Genomic DNA, 20,851 nt, shown 5'->3' with positions numbered 1-20,851 from the left:
GAGTACCTTCGGGCACATCAGACAAACTGACATCGGCCACACCCTTGGCAAAACCCGCAGCCCCACCCTTACCTTCACCCGAGAGCTTCACGCTTTCAAGCGTTACGATATCAGAAAGGGTAACGGCCCCTTTGAAGGTCGCTTTGACAGGGCCGACTTTCTGCACCACCGTCGCTTCGAATCCGTCATCGACCGAGCCGGTCATTTCCTGACATCCCGGAACGCATTCTTTCAGAACCTCAGCCGACAAAAGCGCGTCCCAGACCTTGGATCGCGGCGCGGCAATGACGCGGCTGTCACTAAGCTCCATTTCTCTTCTCCAAGTGTTTTTTCTTACGCTACGTGGTGTTTTTCACCCTGCCTATTAGACCTTGGGTGTAGGTGACGCCGAGCCGGTCTTATGTACGACTTTGGGCCAGTAGGCGCAGATTACTTTCGTTGTTAGGATTGGGTAAGCTGGGGACAACCTGATTGAAAAAGGCAATACCAAATGCTTGCTGACTCCATTGTAAGGTCTGGCTTCGATAAAGTGCTGATCGTCGATGACCACCCCCTGTTTTGCGACGCGCTGTCGATGACCTTGCAAAGCGTGGCGCAGATCGGCGAAATCCATACCGCGGACCGATTGGAAGGCGCGATGGAACTTCTGTCAGGGGGGCTGAAACCGGACGCGGTCATGCTGGACCTCAACCTGCCGGATGTGGAGGGGCTGGACGGTCTTGTCCGTCTGAAGGCTGCTGCGAATGCCCCGGTTATTGTGGTGTCCTCGATGACGGATAATCGCGTTGTCAGTCAGGTGATTCAGGCGGGCGCATCGGGTTATGTACCCAAGCATAGCCAACGCGATGTGTTTCGCCTGGCATTCGAGACAGTGCATTCCGGCAAAGTTTTCGTGCCCGAAGGGTGCGTTCTGATCAATGTTGAAGAGGATGAACACGCCGAGGCGGTCAATCGGCTTGCGACGCTGACAAATCAGCAGGCCCGCATTCTGCAACTGATCTGTGAGGGCAAGCTGAACAAACAGATTGCCTATGACCTGTCCATTGCGGAACCCACGGTCAAGGCCCATGTCACGGCAATCATGCGGAAACTGGGTGTGCAAAGCCGGACGCAAGCCGTTCTGATTGCAAAGAAAGCTTCGTTTGCCAGCGTCTTGCAAGACCACGGCTAAGCGTCATACTCTCACTACATCGTCGCGCTTTAGGGAGGAGGCTCGATGGACCAAGCAGTCGGGTGGGCGACAGCCCGGACCGGTGCGACAGGCATCGTCAAAACGGCTTTCGCGCGTTACGACACCGGGCAGGCGCTTGGGGTGCTCGTACGTCAACTCGGGGCTGAACCGCTTGCGCTGGTGATACTTTTTGTCAGTCCAAACGCGGACGCGGCTGCGGTCATTACCAAAGCCGAGCAGGTGTTTGCGCCTACTCCGGTGGTTGGCTGTACCACCGCCGGAGAACTTGCGGATAGCGGTTATTGCGAGGATCAGATCGTCGCGATTGGCCTGCCACAGTCCCATTTCGACACGCGTACGGTCCTGGTTGCCGATCTGAACGATTTTGAGGCGGAAAGCATCATCAATGAGATGATCCACTACCGAAACGACATGATGGTCACGGCACCCGACTGGAACCATGAGTTTACTTTCCTGATGATCGACGGATTGTCGACCAAAGAGGATGCGTTGACCTCCGAGTTGGCCGTCGGTTTGGGGCCGGTGCCATTGTTTGGCGGATCGGCCGGTGATGGAACCCGGTTCGGGCGTACCTATGTGCTGCATCAGGGCAAGGCGCTGAGCAATGCTGCCATACTGACTCAGGTTCGTACGCGGTGCCCGATCAAGGTGTTCAAAACCGATCATCTGGTACCAACGAACCGGCGCATGGTGGTGACCAAGGCGGACCCGGCAAAACGCATCGTTCAGGAAATCAACGCCGAGCCCGCCGCTCGTGAATACGCCCGTATCCTTGGCAAGGATCCGGAACAACTGACGACATTCACATTTGCGGCGCACCCCGTTGTTGTGCAGATTGGCGGGCAGCATCACGTCCGCGCCATTCAGCAGGTGGCGGGCAACGGGGACCTCGTCTTTTTCTCGGCCATTGATGAAGGGCTTGTGCTGACGCTGGCCGAACCAAGGGATATGGTCGAGCACCTTGAGGAAGAAATCGGCCTTCTGACCGAGAAACGGCAACCCGACACCATTCTGGGTTGCGACTGCATTCTCCGCCGACTGGAAGCGCAGGAAAAGCAAAAGACCCGCGACATCTCGGGCATTCTGGCCCGTAATCACGTTGTCGGATTTTCAACCTACGGAGAGCAGTACAATTCCATCCACGTGAACCAAACTCTGACGGGTGTTGCTATATATCCACCCGAGAAAGAGTAACGCATGATCGAGCATCTTACAGACCCCTCGGACTCGGTTGACCGCCAGAACGAGAAACTTCGCAAAATCGCCGAAGCGCTGATGCGCCGGGTAGAAGAATCCACCGATGCGTCAGGCGCAGCTTATGCGCAGTTTCAGCGCGCGGCCGTGCTTGAACAAGAGGTCCGCGCCCGGACGAATGATCTGGAACGCGCCCTTGAATTGCTGAACGATTCCAATGCCAGATTGGCACAGGCGAACAAGGACACCGAAGCCGCACGCGCGGACCTGGCCAATGCAATCGAAACGGTGCAAGAGGGGTTTGCCCTTTTCAATCGCGACGAAAAACTGGTGCTGTGTAACAGCCGTTTTGGTCTGCATATGCCCGACATTCAGGAGCGGCTGAGCCCGGGATTGAGCTTTTCCGAATATGTCGAACTGGTCAGCCGATCAGGGTTTCTGTCCCTGCCTGAAACAATGACCCCGACAGACTGGGCCAAAAGCCGTCTGGATCGGCACACGGACGATCATGTGGTGTTCAACGTCCGGCTTGTTGGCAATCGGTGGTCGCAAGTATCCGAACACCGCACGCCGGATGGCGGCACTGTTATTCTGCAAACCGATGTGACCGATATCATGCGGATCGAACGGCAGGAGCGTGACCGGATACTGGATGACAAGGCCAGGCTGATCCGCGCAACGCTGGAACATATTGAACAGGGCGTTTGTATTTTTGACAACAAACACCGTCTGATCGGGTGGAACAACCGCGCCAGCGAGTTGCTGGCCATTCCGATCGCGCAGTTTCAGATGGGGACCCGGTTTGAATCGTTGTCCAACCGCCTCAGCGCGAACATCAAGTTTCAGAAGGGAATAACGGAAGCCGATCTGCTGGATTGGGTGACGCGGCAAACCTATCGCCGTCCTCTGCAATTTCAGATGCACCGTGGAAGGTCGAAAATACTTTCTGTGTTTGCACAGGAAATGCCGGACCGGGGCTTTGTGATATCCTTCACCGATATAACCGCAGAACGAAAGTCCGCTCAGGCCTTATACGAGGCCAAAGAGCTGTTGGAACAACGCGTAACATCACGCACGATGGAACTGGCTGACGCTTTGAACGAGGCCGAGCGTGCAAACGCATCCAAGTCGCGATTTGTGGCAGCGGCCAGCCACGACCTGTTGCAACCTCTTTCCGCGGCAAAGCTTTATGTTGCATCGCTGGGCAGCGGCCTGGACAAAGACGACGCAAGGACTGTTGCAGGCAAGGCTGAAAGTGCGCTGAACAGCGTTGAACACATTCTGGAAGCGCTGCTGGATATCTCGAAGCTGGATTCAGGACGGGCCACCGCGCATTTGTCCACAATATCAGTGAGTGCGCTGTTTTCTCAGATGGAAGACTCATTTCGTCCGGTTGCGCAGGCAAAAGGGCTTGAACTGTCATTTGTTGACACAAACGCGCGTGTGACCAGCGACGCCAGCTATTTGCGTCGGATTTTGCAGAACCTGCTGTCGAACGCGATCAGGTATACCGAGACCGGAAAAGTTCTGGTCGGTGTGCGGCGTCGTGAAGGCGCAATTGCCTTGCAGGTCTGGGATACAGGCATCGGAATCGCGTCAGACCAAAGAGACCTCGTTTTTCAGGAATTTCAGCGCCTGCATTCTGATGCCAGCGCCGCAGAGGGTATGGGATTGGGCCTTGCAATCGTAGAGCGCGCCTGTGGGCTGTTGCAACATCCAATCCAGCTGTATTCCGAAGTAGGCAAAGGAACTGGATTCTCGGTCGAAGTGCCGTTGGCACAGGAAGAGCAGACTGCATGCGGCAGTGCCCCTGCGGCCCACGATCCGGGCTACATCATACTTGGTAACACGGTCGTATTGTTGATTGAGAATGATGAAAATCTTCGTAGCGCACTGACCATGACCATCGAATCCTGGGGGGGCGAGGTTTTGGAGAGCGAAAGCGAAGACGAAGCAATCAATCTACTTCGCGAAATTGACATTCTGCCCGACGCAATAGTTGCCGATTTTCAGTTGAACCACGACAGAACCGGTATCGACGCGATACATGCCCTGACGAACGAGTTTGGTCCTCTGCCCGGCTGCATTATTTCGGCGAACCGATCACCAGAACTGGCCGAGCGTTGCAAGCACGCCAATCTGCCTTTGCTCTACAAACCGCTAGATGCGCTCCTTTTGCGCTCAACGCTGGAATCGTCGATTGCACGCCGCGACTGAGCGGCATCAATCCGCGACCGGTTCAGATTGAACCAAGGGTCTTCCCCTTGCCGAAACAGCTGGCTAAGAAGTTCTTCCACCGTCGTTTCAGGAGGCCCCATTGGACCGTATCGCCCGCACCATCGCCACCGAGATAAATGCACGTCCCGAGCAGGTCGGTGCCGCGATCAAGCTACTGAACGACGGAGCAACCGTGCCATTTGTCGCCCGGTATCGGAAAGAAGCAACCGGAGGATTGGACGATACCCAGTTGCGCCTGCTGTCCGAGCGGCTGACCTATCTGCGCGAGCTTGAAGCGCGGCGCGAAACCATCCTGAACTCGATCAAGGATCAGGGCAAACTGACGGAAGATCTGAACAAATCCATAGCGCGTGCGGAAACCAAAGCGCAGTTGGAAGACATATATCTGCCTTACAAGCCAAAACGGCGCACCAAGGCGATGATTGCGCGCGAAAATGGGCTGGAACCTTTGGTTGATGCTATTCTGACGGACCGCAACTGCGATCCTGAAACGCTAGCCGCGGCGTACCTCACCGAGGTGGTAGCAACGACCCGGGATGCTTTGAACGGCGCGCGGGACATTTTGACCGAGCGGTTGACAGAAAACGCCGCACTGCTGGGCGAATTGCGCAGCTTCATGCAGCGCGAGGCTTTGCTCAGCGCAAAGGTCATCGAAGGCAAGGAAAAGGACGGCGCCAAGTTCAGTGACTACTTTGACCACGCCGAATTGTGGGCGGACGTGCCTTCACATCGGGCTTTGGCAATGCTGCGGGCATCCAAAGAGGGTGTCGTCACACTGGATATCGCGCCTGAACCGGAATTTGGTGCCGCGCGGGCCGAGACGATTGTCGCCGCTCATCTACAGACACGCGGCACTGGGCCGGCAGACGCGTGGTTGCGCAAAGTCGCGGGCTGGACATGGCGGGTAAAGCTTTCGCTGTCCATGATGGTCGAACTGATGGCTGACCTGCGCAGCCGGGCGCAGGACGAAGCCATTCAGGTCTTCTCGCGAAATCTCAAGGACCTGCTTTTTGCCGCACCGGCAGGTGCCAAGGCGACCTTGGGTTTGGATCCGGGCATTCGTACGGGCGTAAAGGCTGCTGTCGTTGATGCGACCGGCAAGGTTGTAGCCACTGATACCTTGTATCCGTTTCAGCCGAAGAATGATTTGCATGGCGCACAGGCCAGTATCCTCAATCTGATATCTGCTCATCAGATCGAACTGGTCGCAATCGGGAACGGGACGGCCAGCCGCGAAACCGAAAGATTGGTTGCAGACACTCTTGCGCTACTACCCAAGACGGTGAAAGCACCGACAAAAGTGGTGGTGTCCGAAGCTGGGGCCTCGGTATATTCCGCATCTGAACTGGCTGCGCGCGAGTTTCCGGATCTGGATGTCTCGCTACGCGGCGCGGTCTCGATTGCGCGGCGATTGCAGGACCCTTTGGCCGAGCTTGTCAAAATCGAACCAAAATCCATTGGTGTCGGCCAGTATCAGCATGATGTGGATCAGCATCGCCTGTCACAATCGCTGGATTCCGCCATCGAGGATGTGGTGAATGCTGTCGGGGTAGATCTGAACACAGCATCCGCGCCATTGCTGTCACGTGTGTCAGGTCTGGGTCCGGCGCAGGCCGAAGCGATTGTCACCCACCGTGACCTGAACGGGCCCTTCCTATCGCGGAAGGATTTGCTGTCCGTCGCCCGCCTTGGACCGCGCGCGTTCGAGCAATGCGCCGGTTTCCTGCGTATCAGGGAAGGTTCCGAGCCTTTAGATGCGTCTTCAGTGCACCCCGAAGCCTACGACATTGCGCGCCGGGTCGTTGCCGCCTGCGGTCGCGACATCCGAAACATCATGGGCCATGATGGCGCGTTAAAGGGGTTGCGAGCGGAACAATTTGTTACTCAGGATTTCGGCTTGCCGACCGTTCGGGACATCTTTGCCGAACTTGAAAAACCCGGACGCGACCCCCGGCCCAGTTTCGTCACTGCATCTTTCACCGATGGCATTGAAGAAATCACCGACCTGAAACCCGGAATGGTTTTGGAAGGCACAGTCACCAACGTCGCCGCCTTCGGCGCTTTTGTGGATATCGGTGTGCATCAGGATGGGCTTGTTCATGTCAGCCAGCTGGCAGACCGGTTTGTCAAAGATCCGCATGACGTGGTTAAGACCGGGCAGGTGGTTAAAGTACGTGTCGTCGATGTTGATGTCCCGCGAAAGCGCATTGGGTTGACCATGCGAAAACAAGGGGGTGGAGGAAACCGTCGCGGGGGGTGAAGCGTACTGAGCCCTCGAAACCGTGTTTTGACAGCGTCAGCTTAGTGCCTTGCACGTGCTCCAATCCATGATTACGACTAGGTTGGCAGGAATGAAGGTGATGTTGGCGCCCCAGAAAAATTTGGGCTGAACGATCTTTTCTTCCATGGAGATTTGCAAAGACCGGGGTTTGTAGCGGTTGGCTGGCACGTAGTCTTGGGTAATGTCTTAAACTCAACCTTGTACCAGAGCGGATCAGTAGACCTTAGGAACTTCACCTTTTCGCAAACCAGAGGGTATGCATGACACATGTCGTGACACTGAATGCCGGATCGTCTTCGATGAAGTTCGGCCTGTTCGAACTGACAGAAGACGATCCAGTCGTGGTGTGCACCGGTGTGGTCGAACGGATCGGTGAGCCTGAGCCAATCGTCAAGGCGCGGTCATCTGGTGGTGGAGTTCTGGCGAATGGCACGGCAGGCGATATTCACGACCACGCTGCTGCCCTGGATTGGGTACTGAATCTGTTGTCACGGGCCTTCCCCAGTTGCGAGGTCACCGCGGTTGGGCATCGTATTGTTCACGGCGGACCTGAGATCGATACGCCTTTGCCGTTGACTGCCGCTGCTTTGGAGGAGTTGGACAAGCTCTCTCCGTATGCACCTCTGCACCAACCGCATAACCTAGCTGGCGTCAAGGCAGCTATGGAACGCTTTCCAAATGCCGCCCAGATTGCCTGTTTCGACACGGCCTTTCATCGCAACCACCCCTGGGAGAACGACGTATTCGCCCTGCCGCGCGAGTATTATGACAAAGGCGTCCGGCGCTATGGTTTTCACGGGCTTAGTTATGAGTACATCTCAGACCATTTGGCCAAAACCGCACCGCTTTTGCACGCGGGGCGGGTTGTGGTTGCGCATTTGGGTAACGGCGCTTCGATGTGTGCCATGATCGGGGGCCGGTCCGTCGGTTCGACCATGGGGTTTTCGTCGTTGGACGGGCTGCCGATGGGATCACGTTGCGGTCAGCTTGATCCCGGTGTCTTGTTGTATCTAATGGATCAGGAAGGGTTGAGCGCCTCTGAGATTTCCGACCTTCTGTTTCGCAAATCAGGTTTGCTGGGTCTGTCCGGACTTTCAAGCGACATGCGCACTCTTGAAAAAGCAGATACCCGCGAAAGTCGACAGGCCATCAGCTATTTCACGTTCCGCATCCGCCGCGAACTTGGTGCAATGGCAGCAATACTGGGCGGTATTGACGCACTGATCTTCACAGGTGGTATCGGAGAAAACTCGCGCCTTGTGCGCGACAGGGTATGTTCCGGAATGGGGTGGTTGGGGATTGAACTGGATCCCGATGCCAACGCGGACAATGATCGGATCATCTCGACAGACCTGTCCCGAGTGGTCGCCATGGTTATTCCGACAAATGAAGAGTTGGTTATTGCCCGTGCGGCCGCCGATCTGTTGGCAAATCGATCCCATCGGAAAAGCGCTTAGCTAGGCTGGTACGTCCAGCGATATGAGGGCGGGGTCGGTCCTTTGTTGCGACCACCTTGCTGCATCTGCTCCCATGCATGTGCCAGAATACCCACTGATCGGGACAGGCAGAAAAGGCCGCGCGCCAATGGTGGCGCAAACCCAAGCTCGGCATAAATAACTGCGGTTGCGCCATCGATGTTCATCGGGACAGGTTTGCCCTTATGCCGCGCAAGTTCTGCCTCGATCTGCTGCGCAATGCGCATGAATTGCCCATCGCAAGCACCGGTTTTCACCGCTTCGGCGACCAAGTCCATCAGGCGCGGCGCGCGGGGGTCTGTGGGCGTGTGAAACCTGTGTCCAAAACCCGGAAGTATCTTTCCGTGGCTTTCGATCCACGCATCGATTGCCTGCTCCAAAGCGCCAGGGTAGTGGCCCACAAAATGGTAGAGTTCCACGGCCTGCTCGCCAGCCCCTCCATGAATGTCGCCCAACATGTTCACAGCGCTCGCCATCGCGTTGTTGAGAGGCAGGCCACAGGTAACCGCCATGCGCGCGGTTGCAATCGACGGTGCCTGAGGACCGTGGTCGACTGCCGCGACCAGCGCGGCTTGGAACAATTGGGCCTGCGCTTTTGATGGGCGGTCGCCGCGTACCATAAACCAGATCATCTCCGCAAAACCAAGGCGTCCGATCAGGTTTTGAATCGGCTCCCCGCGCAGGTCTATCCGGCCAGGTTCCATTTCGATGATGGATGTTGCCCACCAATCTGACACATCGCTCATATGATCCCCTCTCTGCTTAGCGCGTCGACTTCCGCGTCGGTCAATCCGATTTCGGACCACACTGCCTTGTTGTCGGCCCCAAGCCTTGGTGGTGCGATTTGCGGCATTCTCCGGGTGCCATCCATTACGACGGGACTGCCTGCAAGTTGCATTTGTTCGCCGTGAACCTGTAAAGACCCAATCAGACCGCGATCGGAAAGTTGCGGGTCTGCAAGGGCTTCGGGCACGGTCAAAACTTGTCCGGTTGGTACTCCCAATGCATTTAGTGTACTCACCCATTCGGACGCAGCCTTCGTTCTTAGGGTTCGTTCCAGTTCTGAGCGTAAGGCGTGGCGGTTTCTTTTGCGGTCTTCACGCGTTGCGTAGTCGGGGTTGTTCAGCAGGTCATCCCGCCCGAGACAGCGGGCAAGTGCCTGCCATTGCTCGTCCCGATTGGCCGCGATGTTGATCGGGTTGTCCCGCGTGGCAAATGTACCTGAGGGGGCCGAGGTTGTGTTCTCATTCCCATGCGCTCCGGGCGTTACGCCACCCACCAGATAATTTGAAACAACCCAACCCATCGTCGAAATCACGGCTTCGGACATCGCAACATCCAGATAGGTGCCGCGTGGGTTGGCGTTCAATGCCGCCGAAACTGCAAAGGCAGCCGTCATCCCCCCGACCGTGTCCGCCAACGGATAACCGACACGATACGGTGCCGTGTTGGGGGCGCCGGTGATTGACATCACGCCGCTGATACCCTGCACAATCTGGTCATAAGCCGGATCATCGCGCCGGGGGCCATCCTGCCCGAACCCGCTGATGGCGCAATAGATCAGGTTGGGATTGACGTTGCGCAGAACTTCATAACCAAGACCAAGACGATCCATTACTCCGGGTCGGAAGTTTTCCACCAGAACATCAGCTGACTGGACAAGGCGTTTCAGAAGCGCCTTGCCCTTTTCAGATTTCATGTTCAGCGTGACAGATTTTTTACCGGCATTCTGCGCCAGAAAACTGATCCCCATCCCCGCCTTGTTTCTGGCGGGATCTGCACCCAGAACACGAGCAAGGTCGCCACCATCGGGGCGCTCGACCTTGATCACGTCGGCACCCATCAATGCCAGTTGGTAACAGCAATATGGACCCGCGAGGACATTGGTCAGATCGAGAACCCGTATTCCCGCCAGCGGGTTAGTCACCTTCGGCAACCCCTTCCGACCTGGCCTGTGCACGGCGCGCGCGGTAGCTGGGTAGGAGCACCAGAAGCGCCGCGATAACCAGCAGACCCAGCGTCATCGGGCGCTCCCATATAAAGGCGATGCCATCATACAGCTGCATGGACCGCGAGAAGTTATCTTCCATCATGCCGCCGAGGATGAAACCGATCAGCAGTGGTGCCAATGGGTAATCAGCGAATTTCAACGCCGTTGCGCATACCCCAAAACCCACCAGTATCAGCAGTTCGGTTGCATTGTTCTGTCCGATATAGGCCCCCATCAGAGTAAAGAACAAAATAAAGGGGATCAGATAGTTGCGCGGCACCGAGAGAACTTTGGCAATGTAGGGAATCAGCGGCAGATTAAGGATCAGAAGCACCAGGTTGCCAATGAACATGGACATGATGACCGCCCAAAAGATCTGCGGGTCGTCCAGCATAAGGCGTGGGCCCGGTGTCACATTCAGAGCAATCAATGCCCCAAGCAGAATTGCCGTCGTTCCCGATCCGGGAATGCCGAGGGTCAGCAGCGGCACGAACGAGCCTGTACAGGCGGCGTTGTTCGCCGTTTCAGGCGCGGCCAGCCCTTTGATCGACCCTTTGCCGAAATCGTCCTGCTCGGCTTTTGGGGCGATGTTACGCTCGACCGCGTAGCCCAGAAAGCTGGCAATCGTTGCGCCCGCACCCGGCAGAACGCCGATGAAGAACCCCTGTATAGACTGGCGGCCAATCACTGGTGCAATGGCTTTGGCTTCTTCCCTGCTTATGCGCAGATCCTTGATTTCGCCTTCTTCGCCCTTAAGGTCCTTGGGTTTGAGAACAAGAAACAGCGCCTCGGGTAATGCGAACATGGCCATTGCAAGTGTGATAAAGCCAAAGCCCGACTGCAAATCCATGATGCCCATGGTGAAACGAGGCATATTGAACAGTACGCCTTCACCGACGGTGGCCATAATCAACCCAAGGATTGTCATTATGATAGCCTTGGCAACCTGACCTGTTCCCGCAAAGGCGGCAATGGCCGACAAGCCGACAACCATCAGCGCGAAATACTCGGCTGAATGGAAAAGCAACGCAACAGAGGACAGGGCAGGGGCGAAGATCATCAAAAGCAATGCGCCTAACGTACCGCCTGCAAAACTTGCGATTGCTGCAATGGTCAGGGCTTTGCCCGCTTTGCCCTGACGGGCCATCGGGTAGCCGTCAAAGCTGGAGGCGACGGTACCCGCGACCCCCGGCGCATTCAGCAGAATAGAAGAGGTCGAACCACCAAAAATTGCGCCATAATACACGCCGGCCAGCAGGATTAGCGCAGCGGACGGGTCACCCATGGAAATTGCCACCGGGATCATGATGGCGATGATCGACATCGGGCCCAGACCCGGAAGCATTCCGATGAATGTGCCAATCAGACAGCCCGCGACGACCATCAGCAGATTTTGCAGTGAGAATGCCGTTTGCAGGCCAATCAGAAGTCCTTCAAGCATGTCAGCCTCCGAAAATGCCGGGCAAAGGGCGCATGTAGATGCCAAGGACCTCCTGAACCAGATACCAGACCGTACCGGTGGCGATCAGGGCTACGGGCAGCATGATATGCCATTTTCGTTCACCCAAGATAAAAGACCCAAAGATGAGGAAGGCCGAAGTTGAGATCAGGAACCCTACGGGGCGCAGGCACAACGCGTAGACGACCATCAGAACCAGTAACATGATCGCCTGACCAAGATGGTAATCGCCCAACCGCCGATAGTCGATTTCAGGTTCGCTGGGTTCAGCCTTTTCAAAGCCCAGCAGAATGATCGTGGTAGTGGCTATCCCCAGAATAGACAGCACTTTGGGGAAAGTGCTTGGCCATATGGGATTTCTTTGCATGAAAGGGGGCAGGCTACTGTCCATCGTGAACCAAGCGGCGTAGCCATATGTTAAACAAACACCCAGAAGAATGAGCGCGATCCAGCGATCCAGCGCCATGGGACCCCCTCCTTTTTTCGTCGTCAGGGTTGGCAGAGCGGGTTACCGCTCTGCCCAAGTTGGATTCAGAGGAAGCCCAGCTTCTTCATCAGATCACCAATCTGTTGTTCTTGCTGCTCAAGAAATGACCGGAAATCATCGCCCGAGTTGTGGATGTTCACCCAACCGTTGCGTGCACGAACCTCTTCCCATTCAGGGGTGTCGTACATCTTTGCAATCGCGGCTTGGTAAGCTGCAAGCTTGTCTTCAGGCAGACCTGGGGCCGCAAAGAAGCCACGCCAGTTCACAAAGGTGGTGTCGATGCCCTGTTCTTTCATGGTCATCGCGTCTGGAGCGGCGTCAACACGATCTGCCGATGTGACGCCAATGATCTTGACTTCACCTGCGTTGGCCAGATCGACGGCTTCCGAAAAACCGGTGGACAGCGCTGCAATCTCACCGGACAGAAGGGCAGCCATGGCTTTGCCACCCGCATCATACGGAATGTATTTCACGCCAAGCGCATCCTTCCCAGCCGCTTCCATCACCATGGCTGCAACCAGGTGGTCCATGCCACCGGGGACCGAGCCACCGCCGATGGCCGTGTTGCCCGGGTCAGCGTCGAAGGCAGCCAGCAGATCACTCATAGAGTCGATGGGGCTGTCTTTACCGACGACAATGGCTGCGTAATCACCGATCGTACCCGACACCAGCGTCAGGTCGCGGAAGTTATGAGGAAACACCCCAGTCAACGAACGGATCACAATTGGCGTGGAGTTCACCATCAGTGTCCCGTGGTTGCTGTCGGCGTTTTCAATCAGATAGCCGATGGCTTTGCCGCCACCACCGCCTGACATGTTTTCATAAGATGCGGTGCCCACAAGGCCGGCGTTCGTCAGCGCTTCGCCGGTGCCGCGAGCGGTACCGTCCCAACCACCACCGGCACCGCCGGGGATCAGAAAGTGGATGCTGTCCACTACCTGGTCTTCAGCCAGAACAGGTCCTGCAAGACCGACTGCAGCAACAGCTGCGATCAGGGCGCGACGGCCCAGTGCGAAAGTTGTCATGATGTCCTCCCATTTGACAACGGGCCGCATGGCGGCTCAGATTGGGAAAAACTTAAACACACCAACCTGACATCAACCTGTCATGCACGAGAATAGTGTTAAGACCCGATGAAATTTCTACTTGTCGAAGACAATCTTGACCTCGCAAACGCGATCGGTTCCCGCATGAGGTTGGACGGCCATGTGGTTGATCACGCTTCAAAACTGGACGATGCGACAGCCTTTGTTGAATCGCAGGAATACGATCTGATCCTGCTGGATATCATGCTGCCGGACGGGGACGGTCGCGATTTCCTCAAGCGGCATCGCGCGAGCCATTTGGACACGCCGGTGATCGTTTTGACGGCCCGCAGTCAGGTTTCGGATCGAATCGGCTCGCTTGATCTGGGTGCTGACGATTATGTCACCAAGCCGTTTGATCATGCCGAGCTTGAAGCGCGCTGCCGCGCAGTTCTGCGTCGCAAATCCGGGAATACGAAGACAACGATAGAAGTCGGTGGCATCGTATTCGATCCCCTGGCGGGCCATCTTACCGTGGGTGACGAGACCGTGTCGCTGCGGAACCGTGAACTGCGCCTGCTGGAATTGTTCATCAGCGCACCTGGTCAGGTATTTTCGAAACAAAAACTAACCGACCGGCTTTTTTCTTATGATGATGATGTCTCTGATAACGCGATCGAAGTTTATGTGGGCCGCCTGCGCAAGCATCTGGAACCCTCGGACCTGAAGATCACCACGTTGCGTGGGCTGGGATACAGACTTGACCATGCCTCCTGATCCCAATGTGTCAGGATCGCTGCGGAACAGACTGGTTCTGACACTGATCGGTGGCGCGGCCATACTTGCGTTCCTGCTGTTTGTCGCAGTGCGAAACTATGCTGCGCAGGTCGCGCAACAGGGGCAGGACAACATACTTGGCGCATCAGTGGCTTCAATCCTCGATGCGGCCGCTTTGCGGGAAGGGGTGTTGGAGGTCGACATCCCATATGCCGCCTTCGCGATGCTAAGCACCCCTGCGGATGACCGGATCTTCTATTCTATCTTTCAGGACGGGTCTTTTCTGTCAGGATACGAGGATTTTCCTCCGACCGTTGGACAGCGTGACGGCAAGTCGCTTTTTAGGTTCAGTCAGATCCGGGGTGAAACTATACGTCAGGTCAGCGCCAGCCGAACATTGGTGGGATTGGATAAACAAACCGAGCTCGTGGTCGCGCTGGGGCAAACACAAGACGCGTTGGCCGAAACTCTGGACCAGATTTCGCGCAATGCGGCTATTCTGGGTGTAGGGTTCTTTGCCCTTGCTGCCGCTCTTTCCTTTTGGGCGACGTCCTCGACCATCGGGCAGCTGAACAGATTGACAACCTCTGTCACCCGCCGTGGGCCGCAGGATCTGAGCCCGTTCAAAAAGCCGGTACCCCGCGAAATGGCCCCTTTGGTTGCTTCACTGAACTCATTGATGGGTCGGCTTGATCAGTCACTCAGCCAGTCAGAAGACTTTATTGCCGAGGCGGCACACCGTGTTCGCACCCCTCTTGCTACGGTCAGGTCATATGCTGACGCCACTTTGCAAAGGGTTGAAAAAGAAGAAAACCGCGAGGCTCTGCGTTCGATGGTGCGCGCCATTGACGAAAGCTCTCGTGCAGCTGGACAGCTGTTGGATCATGCGATGATCACGTTCCGGGCTGACCATCTTGAGCGGGAAGACATAGACCTGAACGTCTTGGTCCGTGACCTTGTGCAGCGCCTGACACCAATTGCCGAGATGAAGGACCTGTCACTGTCGCTTTGTGGCGACCCACAGGTCATGTATTCAGGTGACCCCATCCTCATTCAAAACGCCGTGCGCAACATGATCGACAATGCACTGAAATATGCTCCGGCTGACAGTTCTGTTCGCATCGAAGTCACTTCAGAACCTCGGGTTCAAATCCGGGTAAAAGACCGTGGCCCGGGGTTTCCCTCAAACGAAATTGACACTCTCACGCGCCGTTTTGAACGGGGTAAGAATGCAAGTGGTACCATTGGGTCCGGTTTGGGCCTGACCATCGTTCAGGACGTTGCAACAGCGCATGGTGGAGCGCTTGACTTGTCCAACAGGCAGGGAGGCGGCGCATGCGTTACATTATCGCTATAGTCCTCCTTTGGTTTCCGGCAGTCACACAGGCGCAAGTCTGGGAGGATCGGCAAGTATTCAACGCCGAAGCAGACGAAGCTCATATTCGGGTCATCTCAAGCACGGATACGTTTTTGTTTGAGCCTATGATTTCCAGCTTTATCAAGGAAAACCCTGACATTTCTGTCGAGTATTTGGTGACGGGTACTGCCGACATCGATCGGATCGTGCGCACCGCACCCGAAGATTTCGATATTGTCATTTCCAGCGCCATGGACCTGCAACTGAAACTGGCCAATGACGGTTATGGACGCGTGATAGATGACATATCCCTGCCATCCTGGGCGCAGTGGCATCGCAGTCTTTTCGCCTTCACGTTCGAGCCCGCGACCATCGTGATTAACCGTGCCGCCTTTTTCGGTGCGCCTGTCCCAGAGACCCGACAGCAATTGATTGAAGCCCTTCGAATGCGACCAGACAGCTTTCGGGGCCGGGTGGGAACTTATGACATTCGTCAGTCTGGTCTAGGTTATCTGTTTGCGACGCAGGATGCCCGTGCGTCAGAAACGTTCTGGCGTCTGATGGAAGTCATGGGCGGGTTGGATGTGCGTCTGTACTGCTGTTCCGGCGACATGATTGATGATCTTGTCAAAGGTGAGATCGCCGTAGCCTATAATGTCCTTGGCAGCTATGCGGATGCGCGCGCCGGGCACAAGGATACGCTTGAGGTTATCCTGCCGTCGGATTTTCAGACGACCATGATGCGCACGGCGATGGTTCTTGAAGGTACACCCGTACCCGAATTTGCCGCGTCTTTTGTTCGTCACCTTGTATCAAAGCAATCCACGCAATCAGGTGGTGGCCACACCCTCCCGCCTTTGGCACCTTTTGACACGGACGAAGAACGTGAAACGATTGGGCTTGATCCAGCGCTGATGACGTTTTTGGACAGATTAAAACGCCGCCGTTTTCTGGCCGAATGGGAAAGTGCAGTTATCCAGAGATAGCCCTGCCGTCATTCCCTAAATGCACGATTGAAGTAATCGGCCATCGGCTTGACCAGATAGGACAAAGGGGTGCGTTCATCGGTTTTGATCAGTGTCTCAACAGGCATACCCGGCAAAAGCTCCTGACCGTTGAGACGGTCCAGCTCGCCATCATTCATAACCACTTCGGCGCGGTAGAATGTAAAGCCTGATTTTTCATCCGTGAATGTATCGGCTGATACGTTTTTGACCTGCCCGTCCAATTCAGGCGTTTCACGCTGATTGAAGGCTGGAAACCGCAGGGCAACAGGTTGACCCACATGCAACTGATCTACATGGATCGCGTCAACGCGCGCGGCGACAAGCAACGGCGTATCCTGTGGAACAACATACATCATGGGTTCACCCGGCTGAACGACCGATTGAAGGGCAAAAACCTGACTTCCATATACTGTTCCGCTGACCGGTGCGCGGATGTCCAAACGTGTCAGCCGCTCGGTCAGGGACAGTCGGCGTTCCGACAGTTCAGCAATTTGTGCCTGAACGTCCCGCAACGTGGTAATTGCCTCTTCGCGGCGGGTTGCAGTCAGTTCAACGATCTGGATCTCGGTTGAAGCGATCTGCCCTTTGAGGCGGGCGACTGCGGCTTCCAGTCGGCCTATTTCACCTGTCAGGCTGGCTTCTTCCCGTTGTAGGGCCAGCACACGACTGGTTTGCGTCAATCCACGTTTCAGCAGGTTTTGCTGGTCTTCCAACTCATCCTCGATCAATTCAACCTGACGGCGCAGCGATACGAGTTGGGCCTGCGTGCCTTCAATCTCACTCTCGATCTGAACCAACTGCTTGTTCAGCTGTTCCTGCTGTTTGGATAGGGTTACCACCCGGGCGTTGAACAGGTTTTGCTGACCTTCGATCAGGTCCAGATCGATGTTGTATTCCGTCTGAACCTCGTGCAACCGCGTGGACAGCTCATCCGGCGAAAGCCCGTCGCGTTCGGCCTGAAGACGGACACGGCGTGTCAGCAGCTCAAAAAGCTGCGCTTCCACGATCGTCTGCTCGGACGATAAGAAGGTATCATCCAGCCGTAACAGCATCTCGCCCGAGGCGACCACATCACCATCGCGAACAAAGATCTCTCCAACAACGCCACCATCAGGATGTTCGACCACCTGACGGTTGCTTTGCACTTCGATCACGCCTGAGGACACGATGGCACCGGCGAGGCGCGTCTTAACTGCCCAAAGACCCAATCCGCCAACCAGAATGGCAAGCGCGGCGAATCCCACCAGGGCAGGAATTCTCATACTCCAGGCCTGCGCCTGCTTCTTGGTCGTCTTTTTTGCCATTATTCACCTACGGGGCTAAGCTTGCGCTTAATCGCGCCCGCGTTTTGCACCATTGCGCTGAGAACCTCGTCACGACTGCCGAATCTGACCACTTGTCCTTTTTCGACAACGGCCAGATCGTCACATTCCGAAATGGCCTGCGGGCGGTGTGTCATGATGATGGCGGCTTTGCCTGCCGCCTTGAGCCCCCTCACGGCCGCGTTCAAGGCTTCGGTTCCATCCGCGTCCAGTGCCGAGTTTGGTTCGTCCAGAATAAGCAGAACAGGGTCGCCATAGAGGGCGCGGGCCAGCGCGATGCGCTGTTTCTGTCCGCCGGACAACTGGCTGTCATTGCCTTCAAGGAAGGTACCATAACCTTTCTCCAAAGACAGGATAAGGTCGTGCGCATTGGCTTTTTTGGCCGCAGCCACCACCGCTTCGGAATCCGGGTTCTCGGACATCCGGGCGATGTTCTCGGCCACCGTTCCGTTAAACAGGGTAACCTGCTGCGGCAAATATCCGATATGGCTGCCCAGATCGTTGGAGTCATATTGATCCAGAGTGGCACCACCCAGCCGAATTTCCCCGGCTGCCGGATTCCAAAGCCCCAGCAACGCTTTGGCCAGAGTCGTCTTTCCCGACCCGCTTTTGCCGATGACACCCAGCGCCTTGCCCGGTTGCAGCTTCAGATTCACGTTCCGCAACGTAGGCGTTGTTGCCCCAGGGGGAATAACAGTCAGAGATTTGGCTTCCAGCTGCGCTTTCGGGATAGGCAAGCGGATCCGCTGCTCCTCGGGTGGGGTCTGATCCAAAAAACGGCTGAGGGAAGTCCAGGCCGTTCGCGCACGCTCGATCATGCCCCATTGGCCAACCGCTTGTTCGACCGGGGCGAGGGCCCGACCCAAAAGGATTGAGCCCGCAATCATCGCGCCCGGTGTCATTTCATTTTGCAGAACTAGCCACGCGCCCAAGGCAAGCATTGCAGATTGAAGAAACAGTCGTAAAGACTTGGTCAAAGACGTAAAACTGCCCGTCCAATCGCTGGCGGAGATGGTTTGACGCAAGGCATTCGAACGCTGGTCCAACCATCGCTTTGTCACGTCCGCCTGCATACCTTGAGAGCGCACAACCTCTGCGGCTTGTCGCGCATGTTCGGCAAAAGCATTTGCCCGCGCTGCTGCAGATTGTGCCTCGGCGACTTTCCTGCTGGTCAGTGCCTGATTGAGCAATGCAATCACGACAAGCAACGCACCGCTTGTCACGGCCAGCCAACCCAACAAAGGATGAAACAGGAAAATCGCACCCAAAAAAACCGGCGTCCACGGAATATCCATCACCGCCAACAAAACAGGGGACGAGCACAGGTTTCGAATGGATTCCAGATCGCGCAAAGCCGTTGCCGGGGCCGACCGAATTTGCGGCAGAAGTGAACGTCGCAGCGTTGCTTCGAAGACGCGCTCATCCAACTGTGACTGAAACCGTGCACCGAACCGGGCAACGATGCGACCGCGGGCAAAGTCCAGCATCGCCATCAGCGCATAAAGCAACGCCACCAACAAAAACAGCGCTGTCAGGGTTTCCACCGCACGTGAGCCCAATACCCGGTCATACACCTGCAACATGAACAATGGGCCCGTCAGCATAAGCAGGTTCACAAAAATGCTGAACAAGAACGCCAAAGCAAGGAACGCGATCCCCTGATTGCGCACATTGCGCAGTTCATGGCGGGGGGCCGCAGATACGCGGTGTTCAGGTTTCAATGTTTTCAATCCACATTATTCGGAGATGCGCCCCCGCATTTAAAAAGTTAGATCAGCCTTGCCAAGTTTGCACATCTTTTTTTGGGCAAGAAACCGCGGGTCCTTAGCGTAAAGAAGCGCTATTCAGCCGCAGCTGTAAAACCAACGCCAATTGTCGGCGTCGTATCGTAGGTTCTTTAAGATTACGGCAAGCTGGGTGAAAAAGCGCTTTGATCATCTGGATCACTTCCGCGATCACTTCCAGCGGAATAGAAGGTTTGTAAATGCCTCAAACATGGTAGCCACATCACCACAAGAAGCTGTCATCCTCCAGCAAGGACGCAACCGTCAAGTTGGCATCGTCATCCACCACATCGTTTACGGGTTCATGCCGCGCAATGCCCAGGTTGGTCGCCAATGACACGTCGACGTTGTTCTTTATGCAAGAGACAACCAACCCATAAATATCTTCATCGTCCTGGTAGCTGGGCAAGACGGGCACGAATTCCAGATAGTCGGCGTCCTCGTCCCATTCGGATGCAACGGAGTTTTTGGCCATTTTCTCCGTGCCGTCTTCGGCTACCAACAAAGCGCTCAGCTTTGGTTGAACAGGACCAATGGTCCCATCCCCATCAATATCGTGGCCATAGAAAACTTCGACATCGACAACATTGGCGATGGTAACGCCGCTTTGGTATTGCCCCGAAGCATCCGTGGTCCATTCGGCAAATGACCCGTTGGTGTTCTGCCACAGAACCTTGTAGCCACCGCCCGACGCTTCGGCCTGAAGCGCTTGCCAGCCCGGCAGGCTGTCTGGCCCAATTGCATTACCATTATACGACAAGCCGATGGTACCGTTGATCAGATACTCGCCGCGGGTTGACGACGCGAGTGTTACCGATCCGCTGCTCTCGATACTGGTTGTGACGTGGCCGGTCTGGCCGTCATTGTTCAGATCAACACCGTAAAAGGCCTCGACATCGACAACATTGGCAATGGCGACGCCGCTTTGGTATTGCCCCGAAGCATCCGTGGTCCATTCGGCATATGACCCGTTGGTGTTCAGCCACAGAACCTTGTAGCCACCGCCCGACGCTTCGGCCTGAAGTGCCTGCCAGCCCGGCAGGCTGTCTGGCCCAATTGCATTGCCGTTGAGCGTTACGCCGATGGTACCGTTGATCAGATACTCGCCGCGGGTTGACGACGCGAGTATTACCGATCCGCTGCTCTCGATACTGGTTGTGACGTGGCCGGTGTGGCCGTCATTGTTCAGATCAACACCATAGAAAACTTCGACATCGACAACATTGGCGATGGTAACGCCGCTTTGGTATTGCCCCGAAGCAT

The 20,851-nt window shown here is 55.9% G+C and carries 17 protein-coding genes; 8 read left to right on the top strand and 9 right to left on the bottom strand.

What is annotated here, in order from left to right:
* Positions 1-310 (bottom strand): SRPBCC family protein (locus AC2FND_RS15315; RefSeq protein WP_496770668.1); only part of this gene is annotated, 310 nt, incomplete at its 3' end.
* A 180-nt stretch (positions 311-490) separates the two neighbouring features.
* On the opposite strand from AC2FND_RS15315, the gene AC2FND_RS15310 reads away from it, so the two are divergent.
* From AC2FND_RS15310 to AC2FND_RS15290, 5 genes are all read left to right on the top strand, one after another.
* The gene (locus tag AC2FND_RS15310; protein WP_496770666.1) at positions 491-1,171 is read left to right on the top strand and encodes a response regulator; all 681 of its coding nucleotides are present in this window, start codon (positions 491-493) and stop codon (positions 1,169-1,171) included.
* 45 nt (positions 1,172-1,216) lie between these two features.
* Positions 1,217-2,386 (top strand): FIST N-terminal domain-containing protein, encoded by a 1,170-nt coding sequence (locus tag AC2FND_RS15305; RefSeq protein ID WP_496770664.1) that lies wholly within the window; start codon positions 1,217-1,219, stop codon positions 2,384-2,386.
* A 3-nt stretch (positions 2,387-2,389) separates the two neighbouring features.
* Positions 2,390-4,603, top strand: a complete 2,214-nt coding sequence (locus AC2FND_RS15300; RefSeq protein ID WP_496770662.1) for a hybrid sensor histidine kinase/response regulator — start codon at positions 2,390-2,392, stop codon at positions 4,601-4,603.
* 100 nt (positions 4,604-4,703) lie between these two features.
* Positions 4,704-6,884 carry a Tex family protein gene (locus tag AC2FND_RS15295; protein WP_496770661.1) on the top strand — a complete coding sequence of 727 codons (2,181 nt, stop codon included), beginning with the start codon at positions 4,704-4,706 and terminating at the stop codon, positions 6,882-6,884.
* Positions 6,885-7,165: 281 nt separating this feature from the next.
* Complete coding sequence (locus tag AC2FND_RS15290; protein WP_496770659.1) at positions 7,166-8,362, top strand: acetate/propionate family kinase; 1,197 nt, start codon at positions 7,166-7,168, stop codon at positions 8,360-8,362.
* On the opposite strand, the gene AC2FND_RS15285 is transcribed toward AC2FND_RS15290, so the two are convergent.
* The 5 genes from AC2FND_RS15285 to AC2FND_RS15265 all read right to left on the bottom strand — a co-directional run bounded on the left by AC2FND_RS15285 (position 8,359) and on the right by AC2FND_RS15265 (position 13,341).
* Positions 8,359-9,126: a citryl-CoA lyase gene (locus tag AC2FND_RS15285; protein WP_496770657.1), complete on the bottom strand. Its 768-nt coding sequence runs from the start codon at positions 9,124-9,126 to the stop codon at positions 8,359-8,361. The genes AC2FND_RS15290 and AC2FND_RS15285 overlap by 4 nt on opposite strands.
* On the bottom strand, positions 9,123-10,307 hold the full coding sequence (locus AC2FND_RS15280; RefSeq protein WP_496770655.1) for a CaiB/BaiF CoA transferase family protein: 1,185 nt from the start codon (positions 10,305-10,307) through the stop codon (positions 9,123-9,125). Before AC2FND_RS15280 ends, AC2FND_RS15285 begins: the two co-directional genes overlap by 4 nt.
* A complete protein-coding gene (locus AC2FND_RS15275) occupies positions 10,300-11,811 on the bottom strand; it encodes a tripartite tricarboxylate transporter permease (protein ID WP_496770654.1) in 1,512 nt (503 codons plus the stop codon). Before AC2FND_RS15275 ends, AC2FND_RS15280 begins: the two co-directional genes overlap by 8 nt.
* Position 11,812: 1 nt before the next feature.
* Positions 11,813-12,295: a tripartite tricarboxylate transporter TctB family protein gene (locus tag AC2FND_RS15270; RefSeq protein WP_209597201.1), complete on the bottom strand. Its 483-nt coding sequence runs from the start codon at positions 12,293-12,295 to the stop codon at positions 11,813-11,815.
* Positions 12,296-12,360: 65 nt separating this feature from the next.
* Positions 12,361-13,341 (bottom strand): tripartite tricarboxylate transporter substrate binding protein, encoded by a 981-nt coding sequence (locus tag AC2FND_RS15265; protein WP_496770652.1) that lies wholly within the window; start codon positions 13,339-13,341, stop codon positions 12,361-12,363.
* A 108-nt stretch (positions 13,342-13,449) separates the two neighbouring features.
* Here AC2FND_RS15265 and AC2FND_RS15260 point away from each other — a divergent pair, with 108 nt between their 5' ends.
* Genes AC2FND_RS15260 through AC2FND_RS15250 form a run of 3 tightly spaced genes read left to right on the top strand, consistent with a single transcriptional unit; the run spans position 13,450 to position 16,461 of the window.
* Positions 13,450-14,118, top strand: coding sequence for a response regulator transcription factor (locus tag AC2FND_RS15260; protein ID WP_480507962.1), 669 nt, complete (start codon positions 13,450-13,452; stop codon positions 14,116-14,118).
* Positions 14,108-15,475, top strand: coding sequence for a sensor histidine kinase (locus AC2FND_RS15255; protein WP_496770670.1), 1,368 nt, complete (start codon positions 14,108-14,110; stop codon positions 15,473-15,475). Before AC2FND_RS15260 ends, AC2FND_RS15255 begins: the two co-directional genes overlap by 11 nt.
* Positions 15,454-16,461: an ABC transporter substrate-binding protein gene (locus AC2FND_RS15250; protein ID WP_496770650.1), complete on the top strand. Its 1,008-nt coding sequence runs from the start codon at positions 15,454-15,456 to the stop codon at positions 16,459-16,461. The genes AC2FND_RS15255 and AC2FND_RS15250 overlap by 22 nt, the downstream gene beginning before the upstream one ends.
* A gap of 8 nt (positions 16,462-16,469) precedes the next feature.
* Here the strand turns inward: AC2FND_RS15250 and AC2FND_RS15245 are convergent, their stop codons facing one another.
* From AC2FND_RS15245 to AC2FND_RS15235, 3 genes are all read right to left on the bottom strand, one after another.
* On the bottom strand, positions 16,470-17,744 hold the full coding sequence (locus AC2FND_RS15245) for an HlyD family type I secretion periplasmic adaptor subunit (protein ID WP_496770648.1): 1,275 nt from the start codon (positions 17,742-17,744) through the stop codon (positions 16,470-16,472).
* 41 nt (positions 17,745-17,785) lie between these two features.
* Positions 17,786-19,525 carry a type I secretion system permease/ATPase gene (locus AC2FND_RS15240; protein WP_480507968.1) on the bottom strand — a complete coding sequence of 580 codons (1,740 nt, stop codon included), beginning with the start codon at positions 19,523-19,525 and terminating at the stop codon, positions 17,786-17,788.
* A gap of 286 nt (positions 19,526-19,811) precedes the next feature.
* The coding region (locus AC2FND_RS15235) for a hypothetical protein (protein WP_496770646.1) at positions 19,812-20,851 on the bottom strand (1,040 nt) is incomplete at its 5' end.

This window comes from Ruegeria sp. BHSB056, from assembly GCF_059613305.1.
This window is presented reverse-complemented; position numbering and strand designations above follow the sequence as displayed.